General features: G+C 65.1%; 19 protein-coding genes and 1 pseudogene. 3 read left to right on the forward strand and 17 right to left on the reverse strand.

What is annotated here, in order from left to right; all coding sequences use genetic code 11:
- Positions 1-106: 106 nt before the first annotated feature.
- The 11 genes and pseudogenes from FFS60_RS26300 to FFS60_RS26350 form a co-directional block, all read right to left on the reverse strand.
- Entirely contained in the window at positions 107-286 is a 180-nt protein-coding gene (locus tag FFS60_RS26300) for a hypothetical protein (RefSeq protein ID WP_028630319.1), read from the reverse strand.
- A gap of 25 nt (positions 287-311) precedes the next feature.
- A complete protein-coding gene (locus FFS60_RS26305; protein ID WP_137823652.1) occupies positions 312-1,679 on the reverse strand; it encodes an ammonium transporter in 1,368 nt (455 codons plus the stop codon).
- A 330-nt stretch (positions 1,680-2,009) separates the two neighbouring features.
- Positions 2,010-3,128, reverse strand: a pseudogene (locus tag FFS60_RS29305) (methyl-accepting chemotaxis protein); the annotation flags it as partial.
- Positions 3,046-5,391, reverse strand: a complete 2,346-nt coding sequence (locus tag FFS60_RS26315) for a DUF1989 domain-containing protein (protein WP_137823654.1) — start codon at positions 5,389-5,391, stop codon at positions 3,046-3,048. The gene FFS60_RS26315 and the pseudogene FFS60_RS29305, both read right to left, overlap by 83 nt.
- 133 nt (positions 5,392-5,524) lie before the next feature.
- The gene (locus FFS60_RS26320) at positions 5,525-6,895 is read right to left on the reverse strand and encodes an NAD(P)-binding domain-containing protein (protein ID WP_137823655.1); all 1,371 of its coding nucleotides are present in this window, start codon (positions 6,893-6,895) and stop codon (positions 5,525-5,527) included.
- Positions 6,892-7,803 carry a bifunctional methylenetetrahydrofolate dehydrogenase/methenyltetrahydrofolate cyclohydrolase FolD gene (gene folD / locus FFS60_RS26325; RefSeq protein ID WP_137823656.1) on the reverse strand — a complete coding sequence of 304 codons (912 nt, stop codon included), beginning with the start codon at positions 7,801-7,803 and terminating at the stop codon, positions 6,892-6,894. Before folD ends, FFS60_RS26320 begins: the two co-directional genes overlap by 4 nt.
- A complete protein-coding gene (purU, locus tag FFS60_RS26330) occupies positions 7,800-8,654 on the reverse strand; it encodes a formyltetrahydrofolate deformylase (protein ID WP_028630325.1) in 855 nt (284 codons plus the stop codon). Before purU ends, folD begins: the two co-directional genes overlap by 4 nt.
- Before the next feature lie 35 nt (positions 8,655-8,689).
- Positions 8,690-9,820, reverse strand: coding sequence for an aminomethyltransferase family protein (locus FFS60_RS26335; RefSeq protein ID WP_137823657.1), 1,131 nt, complete (start codon positions 9,818-9,820; stop codon positions 8,690-8,692).
- 41 nt (positions 9,821-9,861) lie between these two features.
- A complete protein-coding gene (locus FFS60_RS26340; protein WP_137823658.1) occupies positions 9,862-10,878 on the reverse strand; it encodes a DUF3445 domain-containing protein in 1,017 nt (338 codons plus the stop codon).
- A gap of 16 nt (positions 10,879-10,894) precedes the next feature.
- Positions 10,895-11,824 (reverse strand): PDR/VanB family oxidoreductase, encoded by a 930-nt coding sequence (locus tag FFS60_RS26345; protein ID WP_137823659.1) that lies wholly within the window; start codon positions 11,822-11,824, stop codon positions 10,895-10,897.
- Positions 11,821-12,348 (reverse strand): dimethylamine monooxygenase subunit DmmA family protein, encoded by a 528-nt coding sequence (locus FFS60_RS26350; protein ID WP_137823660.1) that lies wholly within the window; start codon positions 12,346-12,348, stop codon positions 11,821-11,823. Before FFS60_RS26350 ends, FFS60_RS26345 begins: the two co-directional genes overlap by 4 nt.
- A 174-nt stretch (positions 12,349-12,522) precedes the next feature.
- On the opposite strand from FFS60_RS26350, the gene FFS60_RS26355 reads away from it, so the two are divergent.
- The gene (locus tag FFS60_RS26355; RefSeq protein ID WP_028630330.1) at positions 12,523-13,188 is read left to right on the forward strand and encodes a LuxR C-terminal-related transcriptional regulator; all 666 of its coding nucleotides are present in this window, start codon (positions 12,523-12,525) and stop codon (positions 13,186-13,188) included.
- Positions 13,189-13,330: 142 nt separating this feature from the next.
- Here the strand turns inward: FFS60_RS26355 and FFS60_RS26360 are convergent, their stop codons facing one another.
- The 5 genes from FFS60_RS26360 to FFS60_RS26375 form a co-directional block, all read right to left on the reverse strand.
- Positions 13,331-14,686 (reverse strand): cytosine permease, encoded by a 1,356-nt coding sequence (locus FFS60_RS26360; protein ID WP_137823661.1) that lies wholly within the window; start codon positions 14,684-14,686, stop codon positions 13,331-13,333.
- 5 nt (positions 14,687-14,691) lie between these two features.
- Positions 14,692-15,378, reverse strand: coding sequence for a cysteine hydrolase family protein (locus FFS60_RS26365; protein WP_137823662.1), 687 nt, complete (start codon positions 15,376-15,378; stop codon positions 14,692-14,694).
- Positions 15,379-15,503: 125 nt separating this feature from the next.
- Complete coding sequence (locus FFS60_RS28805; RefSeq protein ID WP_169338776.1) at positions 15,504-15,662, reverse strand: hypothetical protein; 159 nt, start codon at positions 15,660-15,662, stop codon at positions 15,504-15,506.
- A gap of 68 nt (positions 15,663-15,730) precedes the next feature.
- The gene (locus FFS60_RS26370; protein WP_028630333.1) at positions 15,731-16,774 is read right to left on the reverse strand and encodes an LLM class flavin-dependent oxidoreductase; all 1,044 of its coding nucleotides are present in this window, start codon (positions 16,772-16,774) and stop codon (positions 15,731-15,733) included.
- 434 nt (positions 16,775-17,208) lie between these two features.
- Positions 17,209-17,694 (reverse strand): flavin reductase family protein, encoded by a 486-nt coding sequence (locus FFS60_RS26375; RefSeq protein ID WP_028630334.1) that lies wholly within the window; start codon positions 17,692-17,694, stop codon positions 17,209-17,211.
- 347 nt (positions 17,695-18,041) lie between these two features.
- On the opposite strand from FFS60_RS26375, the gene FFS60_RS26380 reads away from it, so the two are divergent.
- A complete protein-coding gene (locus tag FFS60_RS26380; RefSeq protein WP_028630335.1) occupies positions 18,042-19,439 on the forward strand; it encodes a cytosine permease in 1,398 nt (465 codons plus the stop codon).
- Positions 19,440-19,589: 150 nt separating this feature from the next.
- Complete coding sequence (gene ppk2 / locus FFS60_RS26385; RefSeq protein ID WP_137823663.1) at positions 19,590-20,414, forward strand: polyphosphate kinase 2; 825 nt, start codon at positions 19,590-19,592, stop codon at positions 20,412-20,414.
- A gap of 96 nt (positions 20,415-20,510) precedes the next feature.
- On the opposite strand, the gene FFS60_RS26390 is transcribed toward ppk2, so the two are convergent.
- Entirely contained in the window at positions 20,511-20,828 is a 318-nt protein-coding gene (locus tag FFS60_RS26390) for a heavy metal-binding domain-containing protein (RefSeq protein WP_028630337.1), read from the reverse strand.
- Between the last annotated feature and the right edge of the window lie 357 nt (positions 20,829-21,185).

Here is a 21,185-nt window from a genome sequence, read left to right on the forward strand (position 1 = left end):
GAGGAACGAAACCCAACAGCGGTGTGGCAACTGTTCGATGGGTTTCGCTGCGCTCTGGCGGAACGCCGCCCGCACCATCCTACGGGTGCGGAGGCTGGGGTGAGGGTTACTTCAGCTTTGGCAACTCGTCATCCGGCAAGTCGTAGCTGTGCTTTTCGTGGATGAAGGTCGCGGCCAATGCGTAGAGGGTGGCGGCGATCACCACCACGGTGATGACGCCAAGCACGGTGGGGTTGTTGGCGTAGGTGAAGACGGCGCTGGCGCCTTCGTAGGTGCTGATGCTCATGGATATGCTCCTCGGGTCGTTGTCGTCAGGCGGTCTTGGTTTCCACCACCAGGGTGGTTTCCGCGCTGCCGTTCGGCTTTACCGTCTCGCCGTAGATAGCGGTCCATTCCGGGTAGGCCTGGGCCGGAACTTCGGTGAGGTCGAGGCCGCGTTCTTCGGCATGGGCCGGAACCCGCAGCACGCCGGCTTTCTTCAGGGCATAGGAGATGGCAAAGCCCGGGAAGAAGCCCAGGGACGCCAGGACCAGGGCGCCGCCCAGTTGGCCCAGGAAGCTGATGGGCGCCATGTCGTTCACGTTGGGGTAGCCGGCGAGGAACACGCCGCTGATCACCAGCCCCGCGAAGCCGCCGAAACCATGCACGGCGAAGGCGCCCACGGCGTCGTCGAGGCGGAACTTCAGCAGCAGGTTGTTCACCAGCGGTGCCACGGCGGCGACGCCCATGCCGATCAGGTAGGCCAGGCCGGGGTGGTAGAGGTCCAGTCCCGGAGCCACCGAGATGATCCCCACCAGGCCGCCGGACATCATCCAGTAAGGTTCGCGGGTGGTCAGGTAGGCGCCGATCAGGCCGCCGGCAAAGCCCATCAGGGTGTTGAAGGCGAAGGCGGAGAGGGTGGTGGGGGCGCCGTAGATGTTGATCCATTGGGCGCCGGAGCTGTAGATGATGCAGCCGCCGAGGAAGCCGAAGAAGCCGACGATGATCAGCATCAGGCCCACCACGCTCATCGGCATGCTGTGGCCGACGATGGCGTTGGTGCTGCCGTCCGGGTTGAAGCGGCCGATGCGGGCACCGAGGTTGATCACCACCGCCAGGGCGAAGAACCCGGCGATCACGTGGACCACGCCCGCGGCGCCGACGTCATGGTAGCCCCACTGCACGGTCAGCCAGCCTTGCGGGTGCCAGCCCCAGGCGGCGCCGAACAGCCAGAGCACCGAGCCGAGCAGGATGGTCATGACGATGAAGGCGCTCATCCGTGCACGCTCGATGATGGCGCCCGAGAGGATGGAGCCGGTGGTGGCGGCGAACAGGGCGAAGGCGCCCCAGAAGATGCCGGTGGCGTTGTCCTTGATGTTCGGGCCCATGGACTGGCTCCAGGGCATCGCCGCCTTCAGGGCGTCCATGCGCGGCACGAAGCCGTCGGGGAAGGCGTTGTAGATGGCCCAGCCGAAGAGGAAGAAGGTGGGGACGATGAAGCCGAACGCGAGGATGTTCTTCACCCCGGCGGCCAGTGCGTTCTTCAGGCGTGAAGCGCCTATCTCGTAAGACAGGAAGCCGGCGTGGATCAGGATCATCAGGGCGATGCACCACCAGTAGAATATTTCCATATTCAGCGTGTTGGTCATCTCGATCAGACCCTGCAACTCCTCCAGGGTCGGTGTTTTCTGTTCTTCCATCACTCAATCCTCGATACGAATTCGTTGGAATAGCGTTGGTTGGCAGATCGAGTGGGACACGTGCCTGGAGGCTTCTTGTTTTTATCGCCGCGCAAGAAAAGTGCGTATTGGGAAAGGCAATCCTTGTGCCAGTGTCTGGCATCGCGCCATTACCCCTGGCTCGCGCGGCGTTTCGCGAGCGGAGCGATACCCAGCACCGGGGATCGATGGGTTTCGCCGGCTCGCGAACGCCGCCCGACCCATCCTGCGGGCTGGGCTTGAATGCCCCGTTTGTAGTCATCCTCCCGGCATCACGCCTGAAATTGGGTCGTTTTCTTAGCGATGTTGCTGCAGCATCGCCTGGATCTGCTGCACCGACTCCTGGGTCCGCCGCGCCAGGTTGCGCACCTCGTCCGCGACTACCGCGAAACCGCGCCCTTGTTCACCTGCCCTGGCCGCTTCGATGGCTGCATTGAGCGCCAGCAGGTTGGTCTGCTCGGCGATGCCCCGGATCACCCCGGCCACCTGGGCGATCTGCCCGTAGGTGGCCTGGATGTTCGCCTGCTCACGTTCGTGCAGGTTGGCGGCGGCTTTCTCGTCGCTGATCTCGCGCACCGCGCCGGTGACGTACAGCAGCCGGCCACGGCTGTCGCGCAGGCAGCGGCCACGTTCGCGGAACCAGACTTCGCCTCGGGTCTTGTGGCGCATGCGGTACTCCACCGCGTAGAAACCGTCGCCGCTGCTGTCCACCATCGAGGCGTTGAAGGCCTTCATCACCGCCTTGAGATCGTCCTGGTTGACCACGCCGAAGTAGCTGTCCCAGCCATCGGGGAATTCGTCGTGCTGGTAGCCGATGAGTTCGCGGAACTGCTCGGACCAGCGGATCAGGTTCTGCGGATGGTCGGGGTCGCCGTTGACCACGTTCATCGCCCAGCAGCCTTCGGTGAGGGTGCGTTTGGTCAGCTCCCAGACCTTGCGCTCTTCGTCCCATTTTTCCCGTTCGGCTTCCAGGGCATCGAACTGCTGTTCGCGTTCCTGCAGCTCGCCCTGCAAGCGGGCATTCTGCGCCTCGACAGCGGCCAGCCGTCGGCTGAGCGCGGCGTATTCCTCGACGCTGCAGGGCGGCGAGGGCTGGTCCTCCGCCTGGCGGCGGATGCCCTGCAGTTCACGCCAGTCGCGTTGCAGCCGCTCCAGGCTGCTGAGCAGCCGGGGCTGGCGTTGCAGTTGGGGCGGCGTGGACGCCGCGCCTGGGTCGCTGGACAGTTGGTCGAGCCACTGGCTGAGCTCATTGGCCAGGTTGCTGGCGGCATTGCTGAACCACATCGGCCGATTCTCCTTGGCAATGGATGGTGAGGGACTTCCTGCAAATCCCTCACCAAGTGCTGCATCAGCTGCGCACGCGGGTCTTCTCCGGGTCGTAGGCCACGGTGCCGGCGCTGACGGTGGCGCGGATGCGCTTCTGCTGGCCATCCAGCTTGCCGACTTCCACCGCCGTGCCCGGCGCGCAGTAGCCAATGTCCAGCCGGCACAGGGCGATGTTCTTGCCCAGTACCGGTGAGCGGGTGGCGCTGGTGATGACGCCGACCTGGGCGCGGCCCACGCGTACGCAGTCGCCATGGGCGGCTGGTTCGTTGCCCTCCAGTTCCAGCCCCACCAGCTTGTGCTGCGGGTTGGCGCCGCGCCGTAGCAGTGCATCCTTGCCGATGAAGTCGGCCTGTTTGGTTTTCAGTGGCACGCAGAAGCCGATGCCGGCCTCGAAGGGGTCGGTCTGGTCGTTGAATTCGTAGCCGGCGAAGATCAGCCCGGCCTCGATGCGCAGCATGTCCAGCGCGTGCAGGCCCAGGGGCACCAGACCCAGCGGCTCGCCGAGCTGCCAGAGGCGCTTCCACACCGCCATGGCGTCGCTGGGGTGGCACCAGATTTCATAGCCCAGTTCGCCGGTGTAGCCGGTGCGCGAGACCATCAGCGGCGGGCCGTTGTAGTCGTCGAGGCGGCCGACGAGGAAGCGGAACCAGCCGAGGTCTGCAAGTGCGGGTTGGGTGCCCGGCGTCCAGACCATGTCTTTCAGCAGGGTGCGGGCCAGTGGGCCTTGCACGGCAATGTTGTGGATCTGCTCCGAGGCGCTCTTGATCCACACCTTCATGCCGAGCTTCTCGGCCTGCTCGCGCAGCCAGACGCCGGCGTAGTCCTCGCCGCCAATCCAGCGGAATGCATCGGCGCCAAGACGAAGTAGCGTGCCGTCGTCGAGCATGCCGCCGTGCTCGAAACACAGGGCCGAGTACACCACCTGGCCCACCGCGAGCTTGCGCACGTCGCGGGTCAGGCAATGGTCCAGCAGGGCTTCGGCGTCGGGGCCGAGCACCTCGAACTTGCGCAGGGCGGACAGGTCCATCACCGCAGCCTTTTCGCGGCAGCCGTGGTATTCCTCGATAGCGCCATAGCCGTCGAACTGCATCGGCGTCCAGAAGCCGCGATAGTCGACGAACTGGCGGGTGAGGGCGGAGGTGCCGGGGTGGAAGCCGCTCTCGCGGGTCAGCACCGGGTCGGCGTCGGGTGTCTTGCGAGTGGCCATGGCAATACTGAAACGCTCCTGTTCGGAATACACGCGGATGTGGATGTCGGTGGGCTGCCAGCCGTTGGCCGGGTCGATGTCGTCCGGGCAGGAACTGCTGGCGCAGACCAGGTCGGTCATGGCGCGCAGCAGCACGTAGTCGCCGGGGCGCGACCAGGGCTCGTCGAGGGTGAGGTGCTGGTGGGCGTCCACCCCGGTGTTGAAGAAGAAGTTGATCGCCGGCCAGCCGGCGCGGCCTTGCACGCCGTGCTTTGCCACCGCGCGGCTGATGTTGTCGCTGCAGTTGGCGTGGCCGAAGTAACCCTGGGATTCGTAGTAGCGCGCGGTGCAGGCCAGGGCGAAGGTGTCGTGGCGGCCGACGGTGTCGCGCACCACTTCCAGCATGGGCTGCAGGTTGCGGTCGAAAAAACGGCTGAACAGGCCGGGGCCGGGGTAGGCGTTGCCGTTCAGGGTGCGGGTGACGGTGGGGTCGAGGTCGATCTCGCGGCCGGCATCGAGGCCACGGCGGTCGAAGGCGACGAAGTCCGAACACTGGCGCCCGGCGACGTCCAGCACCTGGATGTACTGGCCGGCGCCGACGACGTAGTCCCGCGCGGTGCCGGGGGTGATGGTGAATTCATCCACCAGCTCGCCCAGCGGCGCCGGCAGTGGTGGGGCCAGCACGCTGCGCGGGTTGGCGCGGTGGATCACGAGGCGCAGCTCGCTGGCGCGCCACTGGTTGTCCACCGGCGTCTGGCCGCCCGGTGCGGCGACTATCACCAGCAGCGCTTCGCTGGCGCTGAAACTGCGGTTGAAGCCGGCTGGCGTGCCGGGCTGCCAGAGCGGCGCGGCGGGCGGCAGGTGGCGGCAATCGACTCCGCGCCTGACCAATCCGGTACTGACATGGGCGGCCTCCGGACTGCCGTCGTGCAGCAGGTGGGCGATGAAGTCGGCGCCGGGGCTGGAAGCAAGACCAAGGGCGGCGAGCGCCGCGCGGCCGTTGCCGGCGAAGGCCAGCAGCTCGGCGGCCTGGTTGCCTTCGAGGTCAATCACCTCCAGCCGGTCCCCCGCGTCCAGGGCCACGACGGTCAACCCGGCGGGGGCGACGCGGTGGCGTTCCAGGCCCGGGGCTCGGGCGAACAGGGCCGGCTCCAGCGGCCGGGATATCACGGGCAGGTTCATGCTGTGGGCTCCACGCAAGGAAAACCAGGTGCTGTGCGGGCCGAACCGGAAGGGTGGGGTGGTGTCAGCCCACGTGGGCCTTATCTGGTGGGCTGAAGCCCACCCTACGGTCCGGTCTCGGCTTGGGCAGTCGTCAGCTCGCTGTCTTCAACTGATCGGTCGGCTTGTCGGCCAGGTAGGCGGCCAGCGAGTCGTCCAGGGCTTCCAGCCAGGGCGTGTGGTGCGCAGTCGCCAGGGTGCCGGTGATCAGCGAGCGGTGGCACTTGTCGCGGTAGCCCATGATGTTTTCGTATTTGTCCTTCTTCCATTGCAGGAAGGTCCGGTTCACCTCGGCGATGTCGAAGGTCGGGTAGTCGGTGGCTTCGATCAGTTGGCGGATGTACTCGCCCTGGAATTCGAACATTGCCTGGGCGCTTTCCAGGGTTTCCTCTTCCTGGCGCCAGGCCCGGTCTTCGGCGTTCATGGTGGCCTGCTCGGGCAGGGCGATGCGGCCGAGGATGACGTCGCGGGCGTACCAGGCCTGGGCGTCGAACATGTTGAAGCTGTACCACTGGTCCTGCATGCCGAGGTAGATCAGCCTGGGGTTCTGCTCCCAGAACACGCCCTTGTAGAGGTTCAGTGGCCAGAGGCGGTTGCTGGTTTTCAGGCGCAGCTCTTCCGGCAGGAAGGGGAAGTGATGCTTGTAGCCGGTGCAGAGGATGATGGCGTCGATGTGCTTGCTGCTGCCGTCGGAGAAAAACGCGGTGCTGCCTTTCACATGGGTGAGCAGCGGTTTCTCTTCCCAGTTCTCCGGCCACTGGTAGCCCATGGGCGCGCTGCGGTAGCAACTGGTGATGGTGCGGGCGCCGTATTTGAAGCACTGCGAGCCGATGTCTTCAGCCGAATAGCTGCCACCGACGATGAGCACGTCCTTGCCCTTGAATTCCAGCGCATCGCGGAAGTCGTGGGCGTGCAGCACGCGGCCGGCGAAGCTTTCGAAGCCTTCGAAGTAGGGCACGTTGGGGGTGGAGAAGTGGCCGCTGGCGACCACCACGTAGTCGAAGGTTTCGCTGTAGGTCAGGTCCTGCTCGTAGCTGTGGGCGGTGACTTCGAAGGTGCCGCTGGCGGCGTCCCAGGTCACCCCGCGCACTGTGGTGTTGAAGCGGATGTACGGGCGTACGCCGGCTTTCTCCACGCGGCCCTTGATGTAGTCCCAGAGCACTTCGCGGGGCGGGTAGGAGCCCATGGGGCGGCCGAAGTGTTCGTCGAAGCTGTAGTCGGCGAACTCCAGGCATTCCTTCGGCCCGTTGGACCAGAGGTAGCGGTACATGCTGCCGTGCACCGGCTCGCCGTGTTCGTCCAGGCCGGTGCGCCAGGTGTAGTTCCACATGCCGCCCCAGTCCGATTGCTTCTCGAAGCAGACCAGCTCGGGAATATCGGCGCCCTGGGCATGGGCTGACTGGAAGGCACGCAACTGGGCGAGGCCACAGGGGCCGGCGCCGATGATGGCGACTCGTTGTTTCATGCTGGGTTCTCCACAGTAGATAGGGGCAGGCCGCTGGCCGGGTGCTGGAGGCGCGCTGCGGCCAGGGTGTTCTTCATCAGGAAGGCGATGGTCATGGGGCCGACGCCACCGGGAACCGGGGTGATGGCGGCGGCGCGGGTGAGGGCGCTGTCGAAGTCCACGTCACCCACCAGCTTCGAACGGCCGTCTTCCTCGATGCGATTGATGCCCACATCGATGACCACGGCGCCGGGCTTCAGCCAGTCGGCATCCACCAGGCGCGGACGGCCGACGGCGGCAACGACGATGTCGGCCTGCCGGCACAACTCGCGCAGGTTGGTGCTTTTCGAGTGCACCACCGTCACCGAGCAATGGGCTTTCAACAGCAGCGCGGCCATCGGCTTGCCGACGATGTTGGAGCGGCCGATGACCACCGCGTGCTGGCCGGCGAGGTCGCCGCAAGTGTCCTGCAACAGACGCAGGCAACCAGCCGGGGTGCAGGGCGTGAGTACCTCGCGGCCCTGGCTGAGGCCGCCGACGTTTTCGGCGTGGAAGCCGTCGACGTCCTTCAGCGGGTCGATGGCTTGCAGCACGCGGGTTTCGTCGATGTGCGCCGGCAGCGGCAGTTGCACGAGGATGCCGTGCACGCTGTCGTCGGCATTCAGGCTGTGGATAAGTGCCAGCAGGTCGGCCTCTTGCGTCTCGGCTGGCAGCTTGTGCTCCAGCGAACGAATACCGCATTCCTCGGCACGCAGCACCTTGTTGCGCACGTAGACCTGGCTGGCCGGGTCCTGGCCGACCAGCACCACGGCCAGGGCCGGTGCAATGCCGCTGGCCTTGAGGGTGAGGACTTCGCTACCGACTTCGGCCAGCACCCGCGCGGCCGCCGCCTTGCCATCGATGAGCGTGGGAGGCAGGACGGCGTTCATCGGAAGATCACCGTCTTGTCGCCGTTGAGGAACACGCGGTGTTCCAGGTGGTACTTCAGCGCCTTGGAGAGTGCGACCGTCTCGGTATCCCGGCCGATGGCGACGAGGTCATCGGGCAGGTAGGCGTGGTCCACGCGCTGCACTTCCTGCTCGATGATCGGGCCTTCGTCGAGGTCCGAGGTGACGTAGTGCGCGGTGGCGCCGATCAGCTTCACGCCGCGCTCATAGGCCTGGTGATAGGGCTTGGCGCCCTTGAAGCCGGGCAGGAAGGAATGGTGGATGTTGATGGCGCGGCCGGAGAGCTGCTTGCACAGGTCATCGGAGAGGATCTGCATGTAGCGCGCGAGGACCACCAGCTCGGTCTGCGTTTCGTCGACGATCTTCATCAGCGCCGCTTCCTGCTGGGCCTTGGTGTCGCGGGTCACCGGCAGGTAGATGAAGCGGATGCCCTCGCGCTCGGCCATCGGCCGCAGGTCCAGATGGTTGGAAACGATGGCGGTGATCTGCATGTCCATCTCGCCCTTCTGGTGGCGGTAGAGCAGGTCGGTGAGGCAATGGTCGTACTTGCTCACCATCAGCAGTACGCGCATGGGGCGGTTGCCTTCGAACAGCTCCCAGTCCATTTCGAAGGGCACGGCCACGTCATCGAAACCCTGGCGCAGGGCGTCGATGTCCGGCTTGGCGCCGGTGTTGAAGCGGAACACCGCGCGCATGAAGAAGCGCCCGGTGTATTCGTCGTCGAATTGCGCCAGCTCGCTCAGGTAGCACTGCCGCCCGGCGAGGTAGGTGGTGACCGCGGCGACAATGCCGGAGGTGGCCGGGCAGCTGATCTTGAGGATGTAGTGATTCATGTCGGTTGCTCTCGTGCAGGCAAGGAACGGCGCGCTCAGCCTTTGGCGGTGCGCTTCTTTTTCTCGGGGTCGTCGAACGGCAGCGTGTGGGCGATGGCCTTGGCTTGCAGGCTGCCGCGCACTTCCAGGGGCACGCCCTGCTCGGCGATCTGTGGCTCGACACGGGCGATGGCCATGGAGCGTTCGGTGAGGCGCGAGTACATGGCGCAGGTGATGACGCCGACCTGGCGGCCTTCGTGCCAGAGGGTGTCGCCGTTCTGCGCGGCGTCATGGCCGTCGAGCAGCACGCCGAAGATCTTGAAGCGCTCCTGGCCCTTCAGCCGGTAGTGCTCGCCGGCGCCACGGAAGTCCTGCTTGCCGGGCGATACGGTGAAGTCCAGGCCCAGTTCCCACAGGGTGTCGCCGGCTTTCTGGTCGGCGAAGGGGTACATCTGCGAGTTGTCGTAGGGGAAGAACAGCAGGTAGCTCTCCACCCGCAGCCAGTCCAGCGCGGTGAAGGCGCAGGGGATGATGCCGAGCTCCTTGCCCTTCTCCAGGATGCCGTCCCAGATGGCCGGGGCATCGGCGGCCTTGCAGAAGATCTCGTAGCCACGCTCGCCGGTGTAGCCGGTGCGGGAGATCATCACCGGGCGGTCGAACAGCTTGGTCTGGGTGTGGTGGAAGTAGGGCAGGTCGCGGATGCCCGGCACGTGCTCGGCGAGAAAGTCCACGGCGCGCGGCCCTTGCAGGGACAGGTCGTGCAGGTCGTCGTCGAACAGCACCGCCACCTGGCGGCCCTGGGCCGAGCGGATCAGCACTTCGTGGCCCGAGCCTGCGCCATGCACCACCATGAAGGCGTTGGGGCCGGTGCGGTAGACGATGCAGTCGTCGATGAACGTGCCGTCTTCATCGAGCATGCAGGCGTAGACCGATTTGCCCGGATACAGCTTGCTGATGTCGCGGGTGGTGGCGTGCTCCAGCAGGCTTTCGGCATGAGGGCCGACGTAGTGCACTTTCTTCAGGCCGGACACATCCATCAGCCCGGCGCGGGTGCGGATGGCCTCGTGGTGGTCGGCGAGGTCGCTGGCATAGGTCCAGGCGGTGCCCATGCCGTTCCAGTCTTCCAGGTTCGAACCAAGTGCCAGGTGGCGTTCGCGGAGCGCGCTGATGCGCCATGAGTGAGCCATGGGGGAATCCTCTTGTCGTGGTTGTTCTATGGCGTGATGGGTCAGGCGTCGGCGTCGAACCGGCGTAGCCAGTCCACCAGCGTCTGGCGGTAGCGGGTGATGCCCTTGTAGTCGGCGATGGGGTCCGGCAGGTCGCGCATCACCCGGTGCAGGCGCTGGGCCCAGGCCGGGTTGCTGACCAGTTCATCGAGGCTGATGAGGTAGGTGCGGATGCCGAACAGCAGCGCGTTGGAGCGCGGCAGGCGTGCCATCAGTTGCAGCTCGACGCGCAGGTGCACCAGGCGGCCAACGTTCTCCGGCGTGACCTTGCCGCGATCGTTGCCCCACTCGTGGTAGGTCTCGGGCGAGGTGTCCAGGCGCGGGTTGATGGTCAGGGTCCAGTTCAGGCGGCGCACCGGGTGGCCGACCTGGATGTTCAGCAGGTACCTCAGCGCGCGGTCGAACACGCCCATCTGGTGCGCCATGGGCACTGGCGAGTGCCACTGCTTGAAGCTCATGCCGGCGTCGAAGCGCAGCGACCAGTCGGCCGGGCAGGTGACCATGCCGGCGTCCATGTAGAGGTCGCCGTCGCGCTGGTCGAGCACCGCGAAGTCGCCCTGCATCTGGCGGGTGATGTACTCCAGTGGCTCGCAAGGCAGGGTGGCCGGATCGCCGTAGGTGAAGTGCTGGTCGATGCCCAGCGCCAGGTTCTGCCAGTGCCAGGCCGTGCCGTCACGGGTCAGGCGGAAGTGCTGCGGGTAATCGCGGGAAAGGTTTTCCATCAGCATTTCCAAGGTGTCCCAGGCGGCCTGGGCCATGTGCGGCATCACCAGGCAGCGGTCGGGGTCCAGCTCCAGCACGCGGGCGCGCTCGGCCATTTCCGAGACGTAGTGCTCGTCGACGTCGAAACAGTGCTCGAACACCGAGCCGGGATCGCGGGACACCGCCGGCTCCAGGTTGACCGAGTACATGTACTGGTCTTCCGGGAAGGGAAAGGGAAAACGGGCGATGGCGGCCGGGCTGTTGCGGAAGCTGAAGTCTTCCCGGTAGCTCTCCAGCGGTTTGAAGGTCAGGGTCATGGGTGGCGTCTCCGGGTCAGAGGTCGAGCAGGATCGGGCTGCCGCAGCCGCGCGAGACGCAGGGCATCAGGCTGCTGGTGCGCTCGATGGCGCTGAGGAAGTGGTCGCGGTGCTCCACGTCGCCTTTCAGCCAGGGCGTCTGGCACTGGCCGCAGACTCCGCCCCGGCAGAGGTTGGGCACCTCCACGCCGGCGGCTTCCAGGGCTTCCAGCAGGCTTTCGTCCGCCGCCACGTCCAGTTGCTGACCGCTGCGCACCAGCTCGACGCGAAACGGCTGGCCGGGCTCCGCCGCGGCAAAGGCTTCCCAGTGCACGCGGCGCGGGCTCCAGCCCTGGGCGGTGGCCTGTTCCTGAAGGTCCAGCAGCAGGGATTGCGGGCCGCAGGCGTAGACGTGGGCACCGAGCGCGCGGCCCTGCAGCAGGCTGGCGAGGTCGAGGCGGCGTTGGCCGCCGATGTATTCGTGCAGGCGCGAGCCCAGCCGCTGGCGCAGTTCCTCGACATAGGCGTCGCTGGTGCCGGCGCGGTAGGCGTAGTGCAGCTCGAAGTCGGCGCCCCGGCGCAGGAGCTCCTGGCTGTAGGCGATGAAGGGGGTGATGCCGATGCCGGCGGCCACCAGGATGTGCTCCCGTGCCTCTCCGTGCAGCGGGAAGAGGTTGGCCGGTGGCGACAGGCGCAGGCGGTCGCCGACCTTCAGGTGCTGGTGCAGGTAGCGCGAGCCGCCCCGCGAGGCGTCCTGCTGGCGCACGGCGATGCGGTACTGGCGGGTGTCGGCGGGGTCGCTCAGCAGTGAGTAGGCATTGCGCCGGCCGTTGGGCAGGTGCAGTTGCACGTGGCTGCCCGCCGAGAACCCCGGCAGTGCGCCGGCCAGTGCTTCGAAGCTGTATTCGCGGATCACCGGGGTGAGCTCACGGATGGCGGCGACGCGGACGTCGAGCAGGGCGCTCATGGCTGTACCTCCTGATAGGGCTGGTCGGCATCGGCGCAGACCCCGAGGTAGGCACCCAGGCGCTGCGAGAAGTGGCGGCGCACTTCCAGCATCACGCCGCACTGGGTGCAGGTCAGGTGCCCGGCGCTGGTGGCCGGCTGGCAGGTGGCACAGTGCACACAGAACACCCGGCGGGTGCCTTCCGGGTTGCTGCTCATGAGGATTTCGTCGGCCTGCAGGCCAGCGGCTCGCGCCAGGGCGTGCAGCGGCCAGACGAAGGCTTCCTCGCCGCGAAGGTCCAGGCGCAGGCCGACGCGGGCGTCCTTCAGCTGGGCGCTCAGGACCAGTTGCAGGGCGGCGAGGTTGGGGAAGTCCGGCAGGGCCAGGTGGGTCAGCCGGGCCCTGCCCAACTGCGCGGCGAGGGCGGCGCAGTCATCCCGCCCCGTGCCCTGGGTCACCAGCAGGTGCTCGGTGGCTGTCAGGCTCGGCTGGCCGCTGGGGTAGCGCGGCACGCTGAACGGGTGGTCGGTTGCAGTGGTGCTCATGGTGTCCTCGCGGATTCGCCTGTTTCCTCGTGGAGAAAATATTTTCTCTTTGGGAATCGGCGCTCAATCCGCAGGAGGAGGTATGCCAAAAGGGGTAGTGCCCTCGCGGAGGCATGGAAGTTGCTGCTTCTGGGGACCTGCCAGCCCAGAGGCGACCACCGGAGGAGGAGAGGGATGCACAACGCCAGTCTGTTACCGCCCGCCGCGCCACCGGTGCCTTTGGCCGATGAGCTGACCGAGCGCGAAGGGCAGACCCTGTCGCTGATCGCCTCGGGGCTGAGCAACAAGCAGATTGCCCGGGAACTGGGCATCAGCGACGGGACGGTGAAGATTTACGTGCGCAACCTGCTGCGCAAATTCCGCCTGCACTCGCGTCTTGAACTGGCCACCCGGGTCCACCGCAGCAGCGCCTCCTGGCCCAGGGTGGACGACGTCCCGCTGCACGGCGAGGGTGCACGCCCGGCTGCGTCTGCACCGAATCCGCCCGCTCCGGGGCTGCTCGATGAACTGCCGGGGCTGATCTACCGGGGCGACAACGACCGCACCTGGTACATGGAATACGTCAGCGCCGGTTGCCTGACCCTCACCGGCTACACGGCCGAATACCTGACCCGCGACCCCGAGCACAGCTACGGCTCGCTGATCCTCGACGAGTACGCCGACTACATCTGGTACTGCGTGCAATGCGCGCTGCTCAAGCGCGAGCCCTACCAACTGAGCTACCGCATCCGCTGCGCCGATGGGCGTATCAAGAACGTCTGGGAGACAGGAGTGGGCGTCTACTCCAGTTCGGGCGAAGTGCTGGGGATCGAGGGCGCGATATTCGAGCGCCGCGACTAGTCGGTAGCCCGGATTGCATCCGGGCTACCGACTGCGCGAGGGGCGCTTTTGTAGGATGTGGTTGAGCGAAGCGATACCCATCGGCGGGAGGGGCGATGGGTATCGCAAGCTCGCGGAACGCCGCCCGACCCATCCTGCGTTGCTACAAAAGCTGAAGGTCGCGCGCCAGGCTACGGCGCATTGCCCAGTAGTAAGTCAGCGCCGGCACCAGCAGCCCGACCACCCAGGCCAGGTCGACGCCATCCAGCGCCTGGGCGATGGGACCGACGTAGAGGGTGGTGTTCATGAAGGGAATCTCCAGCAGGATGGTCAGCAGGAAGCTGCCGCAGGCCACCCCGTTGATCCGGCCGTAGCGGCCGTTCAGGTCGAAGATGTCCGGTACGCAGTAATCCCCTTTCCTCAGGCAGTAGTAGTCCACCAGGTTGATGGCGGTCCACGGGATGAGGAAGTAGCTCATGAAGAAGATGAAGTTCAGGAAGTAGCTGATGAAGTTGTCCTGGCTGATGGTGCACAGGGCCGTGGCGATCACGCTGATGGCCAGCATGAACAGCCCGCGCACGGCAGGCGTGACGCGCAGGCGCGAGAACGGCTCGATCACCGTCACCGTGGACATGAACGCGCCATAGAGGTTGAACACGTTGATCGCCACCTGGCCGTAGAGGATGAAGGCGAACACCGGTAGCGCGGCGACGCCGAACAGCAGGGCCAGGTGGCTACCGACGTTGTCGGAGAAGCCGCTGATGGCGACGCTCAGCACGGCGCCGAGGATCATCATCCAGGCCCCGCCCGCCACCGTGCCGACGTAGCTGTACCAGAACACCCGCGACATGGGCGTCGTGCTCGGCAGGTAGCGCGAGTAGTCGGCGACATAGGGTGCGTAGGACAGTTGCCAGGTGACCGCGATGCTCACCGCCACCAGGAACTTTGACAGCGAGAAGCCCGCCAGCGACCACTGGCCTTCCGGGATCGGCAGGCTGAGGGCCATGGCGGTGGCGATCAGGAAGACCAGCAGCGAAAGCCACGACAGCACCTTCTGCAGGCGGTGGATCAGCCGGTAGCCATAGAGCGCCACCAGGAAGCACAGCGCGCCGATCAGGTAGAGGTTGCCGTTGCCGTCCAGCGGGCTGACCGACGCGATGGCCTGGGCCGCCAGCAGGGTATTGCTGACGAAGAAACCCAGGTAGATGAGCATCACGAACAGCAGCGGCAGCACGGCACCGATCACCCCGAACTGGGCGCGGCTCTGGATCATCTGCGGGATGCCCAGCTTCGGTCCCTGGGCCGAGTGCGAGGCCATGAAGATGGCCCCGATCAGCGAACCGAGGATGATCGCCAGGGCGCTCCAGAACAGGTTGAGGCCGAGCATCACCGGCAGCACGCCGGAGGCGATGGTGGTGATGTTCATGTTGGCGCCGAACCAGATGTAGAACAGCGACGCCGGCTGGCCGTGACGTTCGTTTTCGGGGATGAAATCGATGCTTCTTTTCTCGACGTGCATGGCGATCACTCCTGATTCCGGCGCGGCAGGCCGAGCGTGGTCTGCAAGCGGGCGATGGTGGCGACGAACTGCTCGGGGCGGTGGGCGAACTGGTCGGGCTCGGTCGGGCGGCACGACTGGTGCGGCTCGCCGCGCAGCCGCTTCAGGTACTGGGCGGTGGAGAAGAGTTCGAGGGCATAGACCCAGTTGGCCATGATCAGCAGGGCGGCGTTGTGGGCCGCCTCCGTGGTACTGGCGCAGGCGTCGGCGATGAGGTCGACGCGGTAGCCCAGGGCGAAGGCGTCCATCACCGTGGCCAGCACGCAGGCATCGGTGAGCACACCGCTGACGATCAGCCGCTTCGCACCCAGTTCGCGCAGTTGCCGGTCCAGGTCGGTTCGGTGGAACGCGCTGTAGCGCGGTTTGTCGATCACCCGGTCGCCGGCGCGAGGGGCCAGGCGTTCGATGATCTGGACCTGGCGGGTGCCGGCGCAGTAGCTCACCGGGCGTCCGGCGCTGTCCAGCGGTTCGCCGGGCGGCAGGTCGCTGCCGTCCGCCGCGTTGATGTGGCGGGTGTAGATGACGGGGATGCCGATGCCGCGCAGTGCTGCGAGCAGTTCGGCGTTGTTGTCGATGACCCGGTGCAGGTCATGCAGGGGGAAACCATCCTCCTGCTGCATGTCGATGACCAGGCAGGCGCTGTCTGTGTTCATGAGCAACTCTTGTTGTTGTTCAGCCATGAGTACGCGGCGGCGAGCCGCATCGGCCAGGCGCACGGAGGCACCTTGGTCGGGCGGCGAAACGTCGGACGCGGGCGAAGTTCAGCGTTGAGAGTTGGTCAGCGGACTATCTGCCAGAAGCCGTTCTGCTTGGCGGTGACGGAGGAGCGCAAGCGCTTGAGGAAGAGATGGGCGGGCGTCCACTTGCCGCGCAGATAGGCCATGGCGGCCCCGGGCAGTGGCTTGCGGGTGCAGAAGGTGAGGCCAGTCTTGTGCATGGCGTTCGACCACCTGTGGGTTGGTGAAAAGCGGCCGGGTCGCCCGACCCGGCCGCCTGCAGCAGAGGTTAGCGGAACGCCGGCACCACGTGCTTGATGAAGAGCTCCAGGGACTGCTTCTTCTCGGCGTGGGAGAGACTGTTGTCGGCCCAGAAGCTGAACTCGTCCACGCCCAGTTCCTGGTAGTGGCGGATGCGCGCGATGACTTCTTCCGGGGTGCCGATCATGGTGTTCTTGCGGATGTTCTCCAGCTCGAACTCCGGGCGGTCCTTGAACTTCTCTTCCGGGCTCGGCGGGAGGAGGCCGTTGACCGGGGTTTGCTTGTTGCCGAACCAGGCATCGAAGGTGCGGTAGAAGCGCGAGATGGCGGCGGCGCCAACCTTCCAGCCTTCCGGGTCGTCCACGCTGTGCACGTGGGTATGACGCAGCACCATCAGTTGCGGGCGCGGCACGTCCGGGTTGTTGGCCAGGGCGGCTTCGAACTTGTTCTTCAGGTCCACGACTTCTTCGTCACCCTTCATCAGCGGGGTGACCATCACGTTGCAGCCATTGGCCACGGCGAAGTTGTGGGAGTCCGGGTCGCGCGCGGCGATCCACATCGGCGGCGTGGGCTTCTGGATCGGTCGGGGCGAGGAGGTGGAGGTGGGGAACTTCCAGATCTCGCCGTCGTGGGCAACGTCACCCTGCCAGAGGGCTTTCACCACCGGGACCATTTCGCGCAGGGCCTGGCCGCCGCTGGTGGCGGGCATGCCGCCGGCCATGCGGTCGAATTCGTACTGGTAGGCGCCGCGGGCCAGGCCCACTTCCATGCGGCCATTGCTGATCACGTCCAGCAGCGCGCACTCACCGGCGACGCGGATGGGGTGCCAGAAGGGCGCGATGATGGTGCCGGCACCCAGGCGAATGGTCGTGGTGCGGGCGGCCAGGTAGGAGAGCAGCGGCATGGGGCTCGGCGAGATGGTGTATTCCATCGCATGGTGTTCGCCGATCCAGACCGTGCTGAATCCGCCGGCCTCGGCCATCAGCGTCAGCTCGGTCAGATCTTCGAAGAGCTGGCGGTGGCTGATCTGCTCGTCGTAGCGCTCCATGTGCACGAACAAAGAGAATTTCATGTCGCTTACCTCGAACCTTTTTCTGCGTGGCCACGGAGCGGCCGCTGCGGTGGGGTGACGCCGCCAGGGGCTTCTGACCTGCTGGGCGGCTTGCTGAATATTGGTATACCATAATACGGAATATCTGCAAGGTCTTTCCGCCAGAACAACTACCCAGTAAGGATGGTCCCGTGATTGCCTTACGCCCAGGCGGAGGCGTCGCCGTTGGGCTTCGCGGAGCTCAGCACCAACCTGCGGCCTGCTTGGCGAATGAATTGGCTATGTCCGCATCACGTGTCGCAAGCAGCTGCATTGCCTGTAGGAGCTGGCCCGATGGCCAATCTCTCGCAACAGCCAACGCAGACATAGCCAATGAGTTCGAAAAGCGCCCGATGCGAGGGCAAAAAAAGCCCCCAATCAAGGGGGCGGGAATCAAAGCACACATCAACTTGATGTCAGGCGAAGGCCTGCAGCGCGCCCATCTTGCCGCGGCAGTAGATCATCGGGATCACGTCCTGCTCGGGGACGATCAGGTTCTTCACGGCGCCCACCAGGATGGCGTGGTCGCCGCCTTCGTATTCGCGCCACAACTCGCATTCGATGATGGCGGTGGCATTGGCCAGGATCGGGTTGCCCAGCTCGCTCAGGCTCCAGTCGATGCCCTGGGCCTTGTCCTTGCCCTTCTTCGCGAAGGCGTAGGCCTCGTCGCGCTGCTCGGCGGACAGCAGGTGAATGGCGAAGCGTTTGCTCTTGATCAGCACCGGATAGGAGTCGGAGCTGTAGTTGGGGCAGAACAGCACCAGGGCCGGGTCCATGGACAGGGAGCTGAAGGCGCTGGCGGTCAGCCCGACGATCTGGCCGTCGTCATCCAGGGTGGTGATGACAGTGACGCCGGAAGGGAAGGAGCCCATGACTTGTTTGTAGGCATTGGTGTCGATCATTTCGGGTACCTATCGGGAGCAAGTGGCTGCGACCGGCAGCGCATCTGTGTCTGATGGTATACCGTAATACCTGCAATGCAAGCAGATTTTTCCCACAGCCGCGCGCAGGCCGACGAACGTGGGGAAATCCGCTGGAGGCCAATGAATACGGGCATCCAGAGGAGAAAGGTTGATCGTTTCAGCAAGAAGTCTGGCAGTTTTCAGTACAGTTCTGCTTCTAAAAACTCCTTGTCTGAGTCTTGGAATACCATAATATGGTGTTCGCATTTGGGCGGCTGACGTCGTCGTCACGGGACCCGATTGCGCCCTTCGTGGCTTTCTACAAAGACAATAAGCAAGGCAAGACGATGTCCGAGAATTCCCAGCAGACGCTGATCGAGAACCATAGCGTCGACTATGTGCCGCCCGCCGAGCGTCATGGCAAGGCACGTGACCTGTTCACGCTCTGGTTCAGCACCAACATTGCACCACTGCCGATCGTCACCGGGGCCATGGTGGTCCAGGTGTTCCACCTCGACCTGCTCTGGGGCCTGCTGGCCATCGTGTTGGGGAATATGGTTGGCGGCGTCTTCATAGCGCTGGCCTCCGCCCAGGGACCGCAGATGGGCATCCCGCAGATGGTCCAGAGCCGGGGCCAGTTCGGCCGTTATGGAGCGCTGCTGATCGTGCTGTTCGCGGCGGTCATCTATGTCGGTTTCTTCATTTCCAACATCGTCCTGGCCGGCGAGTCGATCCACGGTATCGCGCCGGCAGTGCCGCTGCCGGCGGCCATCATCATTGGCGCCATCAGTGCCACCGCTATCGGTGTGATCGGCTATCGCTTCATCCACACGCTCAACCGCATCGGCACCTGGGTAATGGGCGCCGCGCTGCTGGCCGGCTTCATCACCATTTTCTGCAGTGAGCTGCCGGCGGATTTTTTCAGCCGTGGTGGCTTCAACCTGTCGGGCTTTCTGGCGACCATCTGCCTGGGGATCATCTGGCAGCTGAGTTTCTCGCCCTACGTCTCTGACTACTCGCGCTACCTGCCGGCCAGCATTGGTATCGCCAAGCCGTTCTGGGCCACTTACTTCGGCGCCTGCCTGGGCACCATCCTGTCCTTCAGCTTCGGCGCAGTGGCCGTGCTGGCGACTCCTGAAGGCACCGAAGCAATGGCCGCGGTGAAACAGGCCACCGGCGTGCTCGGACCGCTGCTGATGGTGCTGTTCCTGCTCAACATCATCAGCCACAACGCGCTCAACCTGTATGGCGCGGTGCTGTCCATCGTCACCTCGATCCAGACCTTCGCCGGTAGCTGGACGCCGAGCATCCGCGTGCGGGTGGTCCTGTCGGCCGTGGTACTGGCCGGTTGCTGCCTGATGGCCCTGAGTGCCTCGGCGAACTTCATCTCCCACTTCATCGGCCTGATCCTGGCGCTGCTGCTGGTCCTGGTGCCCTGGGCCACCATCAACCTGGTGGACTTCTACCTGATCAAGCGCGGCCGCTACGACATCGCCTCGATTTTCAAGGCCGATGGCGGGATCTACGGACGTTTCAACCCGCATGCCATCACCGCTTACTTCATCGGCATCCTGGTGCAACTGCCTTTTGCCAATACCGCGCTCTACGTCGGGCCCTACGCCAACTACATCGAAGGCGTCGACCTGTCCTGGCTGGCCGGCCTGCTGGTGACCGCGCCGCTGTATTACTGCCTGGCCACCCGCGGCAAGAAGGTGCTGACGGGGGCGTTGAGCCTGGCCGAATGACCGCCTGAGTCCGTTCTCGTGGAACGCCCCGACCTGCCTGGCAGGCCGGGGCGTTCTGCTTTCCGGGGTGTCGCCTGCCGTTTCGCCCTGCAAGACGCCAATGCTCAGCTAGCTTGTAATGATCGGATTCCCCCAGGAGTGGAGCAGGTCATGGCAAAGGGCAAGAAAAAGGCTGCCGCCGGTGCGACGGCGCAGAGCGAAAGCTTCGGTCGCAAGGAATATGAAAGCGAACTCAAACGCCTGCACGTGGAGCTGGTGAAGCTCCAGCAGTGGGTGGTGGACCAGGGACTCAAGGTCTGCATCGTCTTCGAGGGGCGTGATGGCGCCGGCAAGGGCGGGACCATCAAGGCCATCACCGAGCGGGTCAGCCCCCGCGTGTTCCGTGTGGTGGCGCTGCCTGCACCCACCGATCGAGAGAAGACCCAGATGTACGGCCAGCGCTATCTGGCCCATATGCCGGCGGCCGGCGAAGTCGTGATCTTCGACCGCAGCTGGTACAACCGCGCTGGCGTCGAGCGGGTAATGGGCTTCTGTACCGAGGAGCAGGCGCGCAAGTTCCTCGCGGTGACGCCGCTGTTCGAGAAGATGGTGGTCGAGTCCGGAATCATCCTGATCAAATACTGGCTGGAAGTGAGCGCCGAGGAGCAGACCCGGCGTCTCAAGGATCGCATCGATGATGGGCGCAAGATCTGGAAGCTGTCGCCCATGGACCTCAAGTCCTACGCCAGGTGGGACGACTACACCCGTGCCCGCGACGAGATGTTCGCGGCCACCGATTCATCCTGGGCGCCGTGGTACATGGCGCATTCCGAAGACAAGCGGCGCGTGCGGCTGAACATCATCAGCCACCTGCTCAAGCAGATTCCCTACAAGGATCTGACCCGGGAGCAGAAAGTGGAGCTGCCCAAGCGTGGCAAGCTCGGCAAGTACAAGGCGGCGCCCTATCCCTTCAGGATGATCGAGGAGCGCTTCTGATATTGGCCTTCGGCGCTGGTCCCGGCTGCCGCGCATTTCTGGTGGGGCCTATGGCCTGCACGTCACACAGGTGGGTGCAGGCCAGGGTCCGTTGAATCAGATCACCACGGCGGTGCCGCTGATGCTCACCATCAGCATGCTGCCGTTCTGCCCGACCACCTCGTAGTCGATATCGATACCGACCACCGCGTTGGCGCCGAGCTTTTCGGCGTGCTCGGACAACTCCTCAAAGGCGATTTCACGGGCCTTGGCCAGCTCCTTTTCATAGGCGCCGGAACGCCCGCCGATGATGTCGCGGATGCCGGCGAACAGGTCGCGGAACACGTTGGCGCCGAGAATGGCTTCGCCGACCACGATGCCCTTGTATTCGCGGATGGTTCGGCCTTCGAGGGTGGGGGTGGTGGAGAGGATCATGCGGAGCTCCCTGTCTGGTTTGAGTGCGTTCAGTGTAGGGGCGATTTCAATCGCCAAGGGCAGCGTAGCTGCCCTTGGCTTCTGTGAAAGGCAGACCTGCGGCCTGCTTGGGGAATGAATTGGCTGTGTCTGCGTTAGCTGTTGCAACGTTGAATACAGCCCTCTAGCCCGAAACCTCCAGGCCTCCGTGCCAATCCTCCCCCTCATCCGAACGCGGCCCGCCCCGGCCCCTCTCCCAGAGGGCGAGGGGTGACTCGCGTCGGCGAGGTACAAACCATCCTGAAGCCCACATGGGCCTGAAACCGGGCTGACGAGGTGGGGCAGCGACTGCGCCCCTTCAGGAGGCCGAGCGGAATC

The organism is Pseudomonas sp. D(2018) (assembly GCF_005502555.1).
GTDB classification, from domain to species: domain Bacteria; phylum Pseudomonadota; class Gammaproteobacteria; order Pseudomonadales; family Pseudomonadaceae; genus Metapseudomonas; species Metapseudomonas resinovorans.

Coding starts and splice junctions, on each gene's coding strand:
- FFS60_RS26360 (WP_137823661.1), bottom strand. CDS start 14,686: ATGCACGTCGAGAAAAGAAGCATCGATTTCATCCCCGAAAACGAACGT.
- FFS60_RS26320 (WP_137823655.1), bottom strand. CDS start 6,895: ATGAAACAACGAGTCGCCATCATCGGCGCCGGCCCCTGTGGCCTCGCC.
- FFS60_RS26365 (WP_137823662.1), bottom strand. CDS start 15,378: ATGAACACAGACAGCGCCTGCCTGGTCATCGACATGCAGCAGGAGGAT.
- purU (WP_028630325.1), bottom strand. CDS start 8,654: ATGAATCACTACATCCTCAAGATCAGCTGCCCGGCCACCTCCGGCATT.
- folD (WP_137823656.1), bottom strand. CDS start 7,803: ATGAACGCCGTCCTGCCTCCCACGCTCATCGATGGCAAGGCGGCGGCC.
- FFS60_RS26370 (WP_028630333.1), bottom strand. CDS start 16,774: ATGAAATTCTCTTTGTTCGTGCACATGGAGCGCTACGACGAGCAGATC.
- FFS60_RS26315 (WP_137823654.1), bottom strand. CDS start 5,391: ATGAACCTGCCCGTGATATCCCGGCCGCTGGAGCCGGCCCTGTTCGCC.
- FFS60_RS26350 (WP_137823660.1), bottom strand. CDS start 12,348: ATGAGCACCACTGCAACCGACCACCCGTTCAGCGTGCCGCGCTACCCC.
- FFS60_RS26380 (WP_028630335.1), top strand. CDS start 18,042: ATGTCCGAGAATTCCCAGCAGACGCTGATCGAGAACCATAGCGTCGAC.
- FFS60_RS26300 (WP_028630319.1), bottom strand. CDS start 286: ATGAGCATCAGCACCTACGAAGGCGCCAGCGCCGTCTTCACCTACGCC.
- FFS60_RS26390 (WP_028630337.1), bottom strand. CDS start 20,828: ATGATCCTCTCCACCACCCCCACCCTCGAAGGCCGAACCATCCGCGAA.
- FFS60_RS26340 (WP_137823658.1), bottom strand. CDS start 10,878: ATGACCCTGACCTTCAAACCGCTGGAGAGCTACCGGGAAGACTTCAGC.
- FFS60_RS28805 (WP_169338776.1), bottom strand. CDS start 15,662: ATGCACAAGACTGGCCTCACCTTCTGCACCCGCAAGCCACTGCCCGGG.
- FFS60_RS26375 (WP_028630334.1), bottom strand. CDS start 17,694: ATGATCGACACCAATGCCTACAAACAAGTCATGGGCTCCTTCCCTTCC.
- FFS60_RS26335 (WP_137823657.1), bottom strand. CDS start 9,820: ATGGCTCACTCATGGCGCATCAGCGCGCTCCGCGAACGCCACCTGGCA.
- FFS60_RS26345 (WP_137823659.1), bottom strand. CDS start 11,824: ATGAGCGCCCTGCTCGACGTCCGCGTCGCCGCCATCCGTGAGCTCACC.
- FFS60_RS26305 (WP_137823652.1), bottom strand. CDS start 1,679: ATGGAAGAACAGAAAACACCGACCCTGGAGGAGTTGCAGGGTCTGATC.
- ppk2 (WP_137823663.1), top strand. CDS start 19,590: ATGGCAAAGGGCAAGAAAAAGGCTGCCGCCGGTGCGACGGCGCAGAGC.
- FFS60_RS26355 (WP_028630330.1), top strand. CDS start 12,523: ATGCACAACGCCAGTCTGTTACCGCCCGCCGCGCCACCGGTGCCTTTG.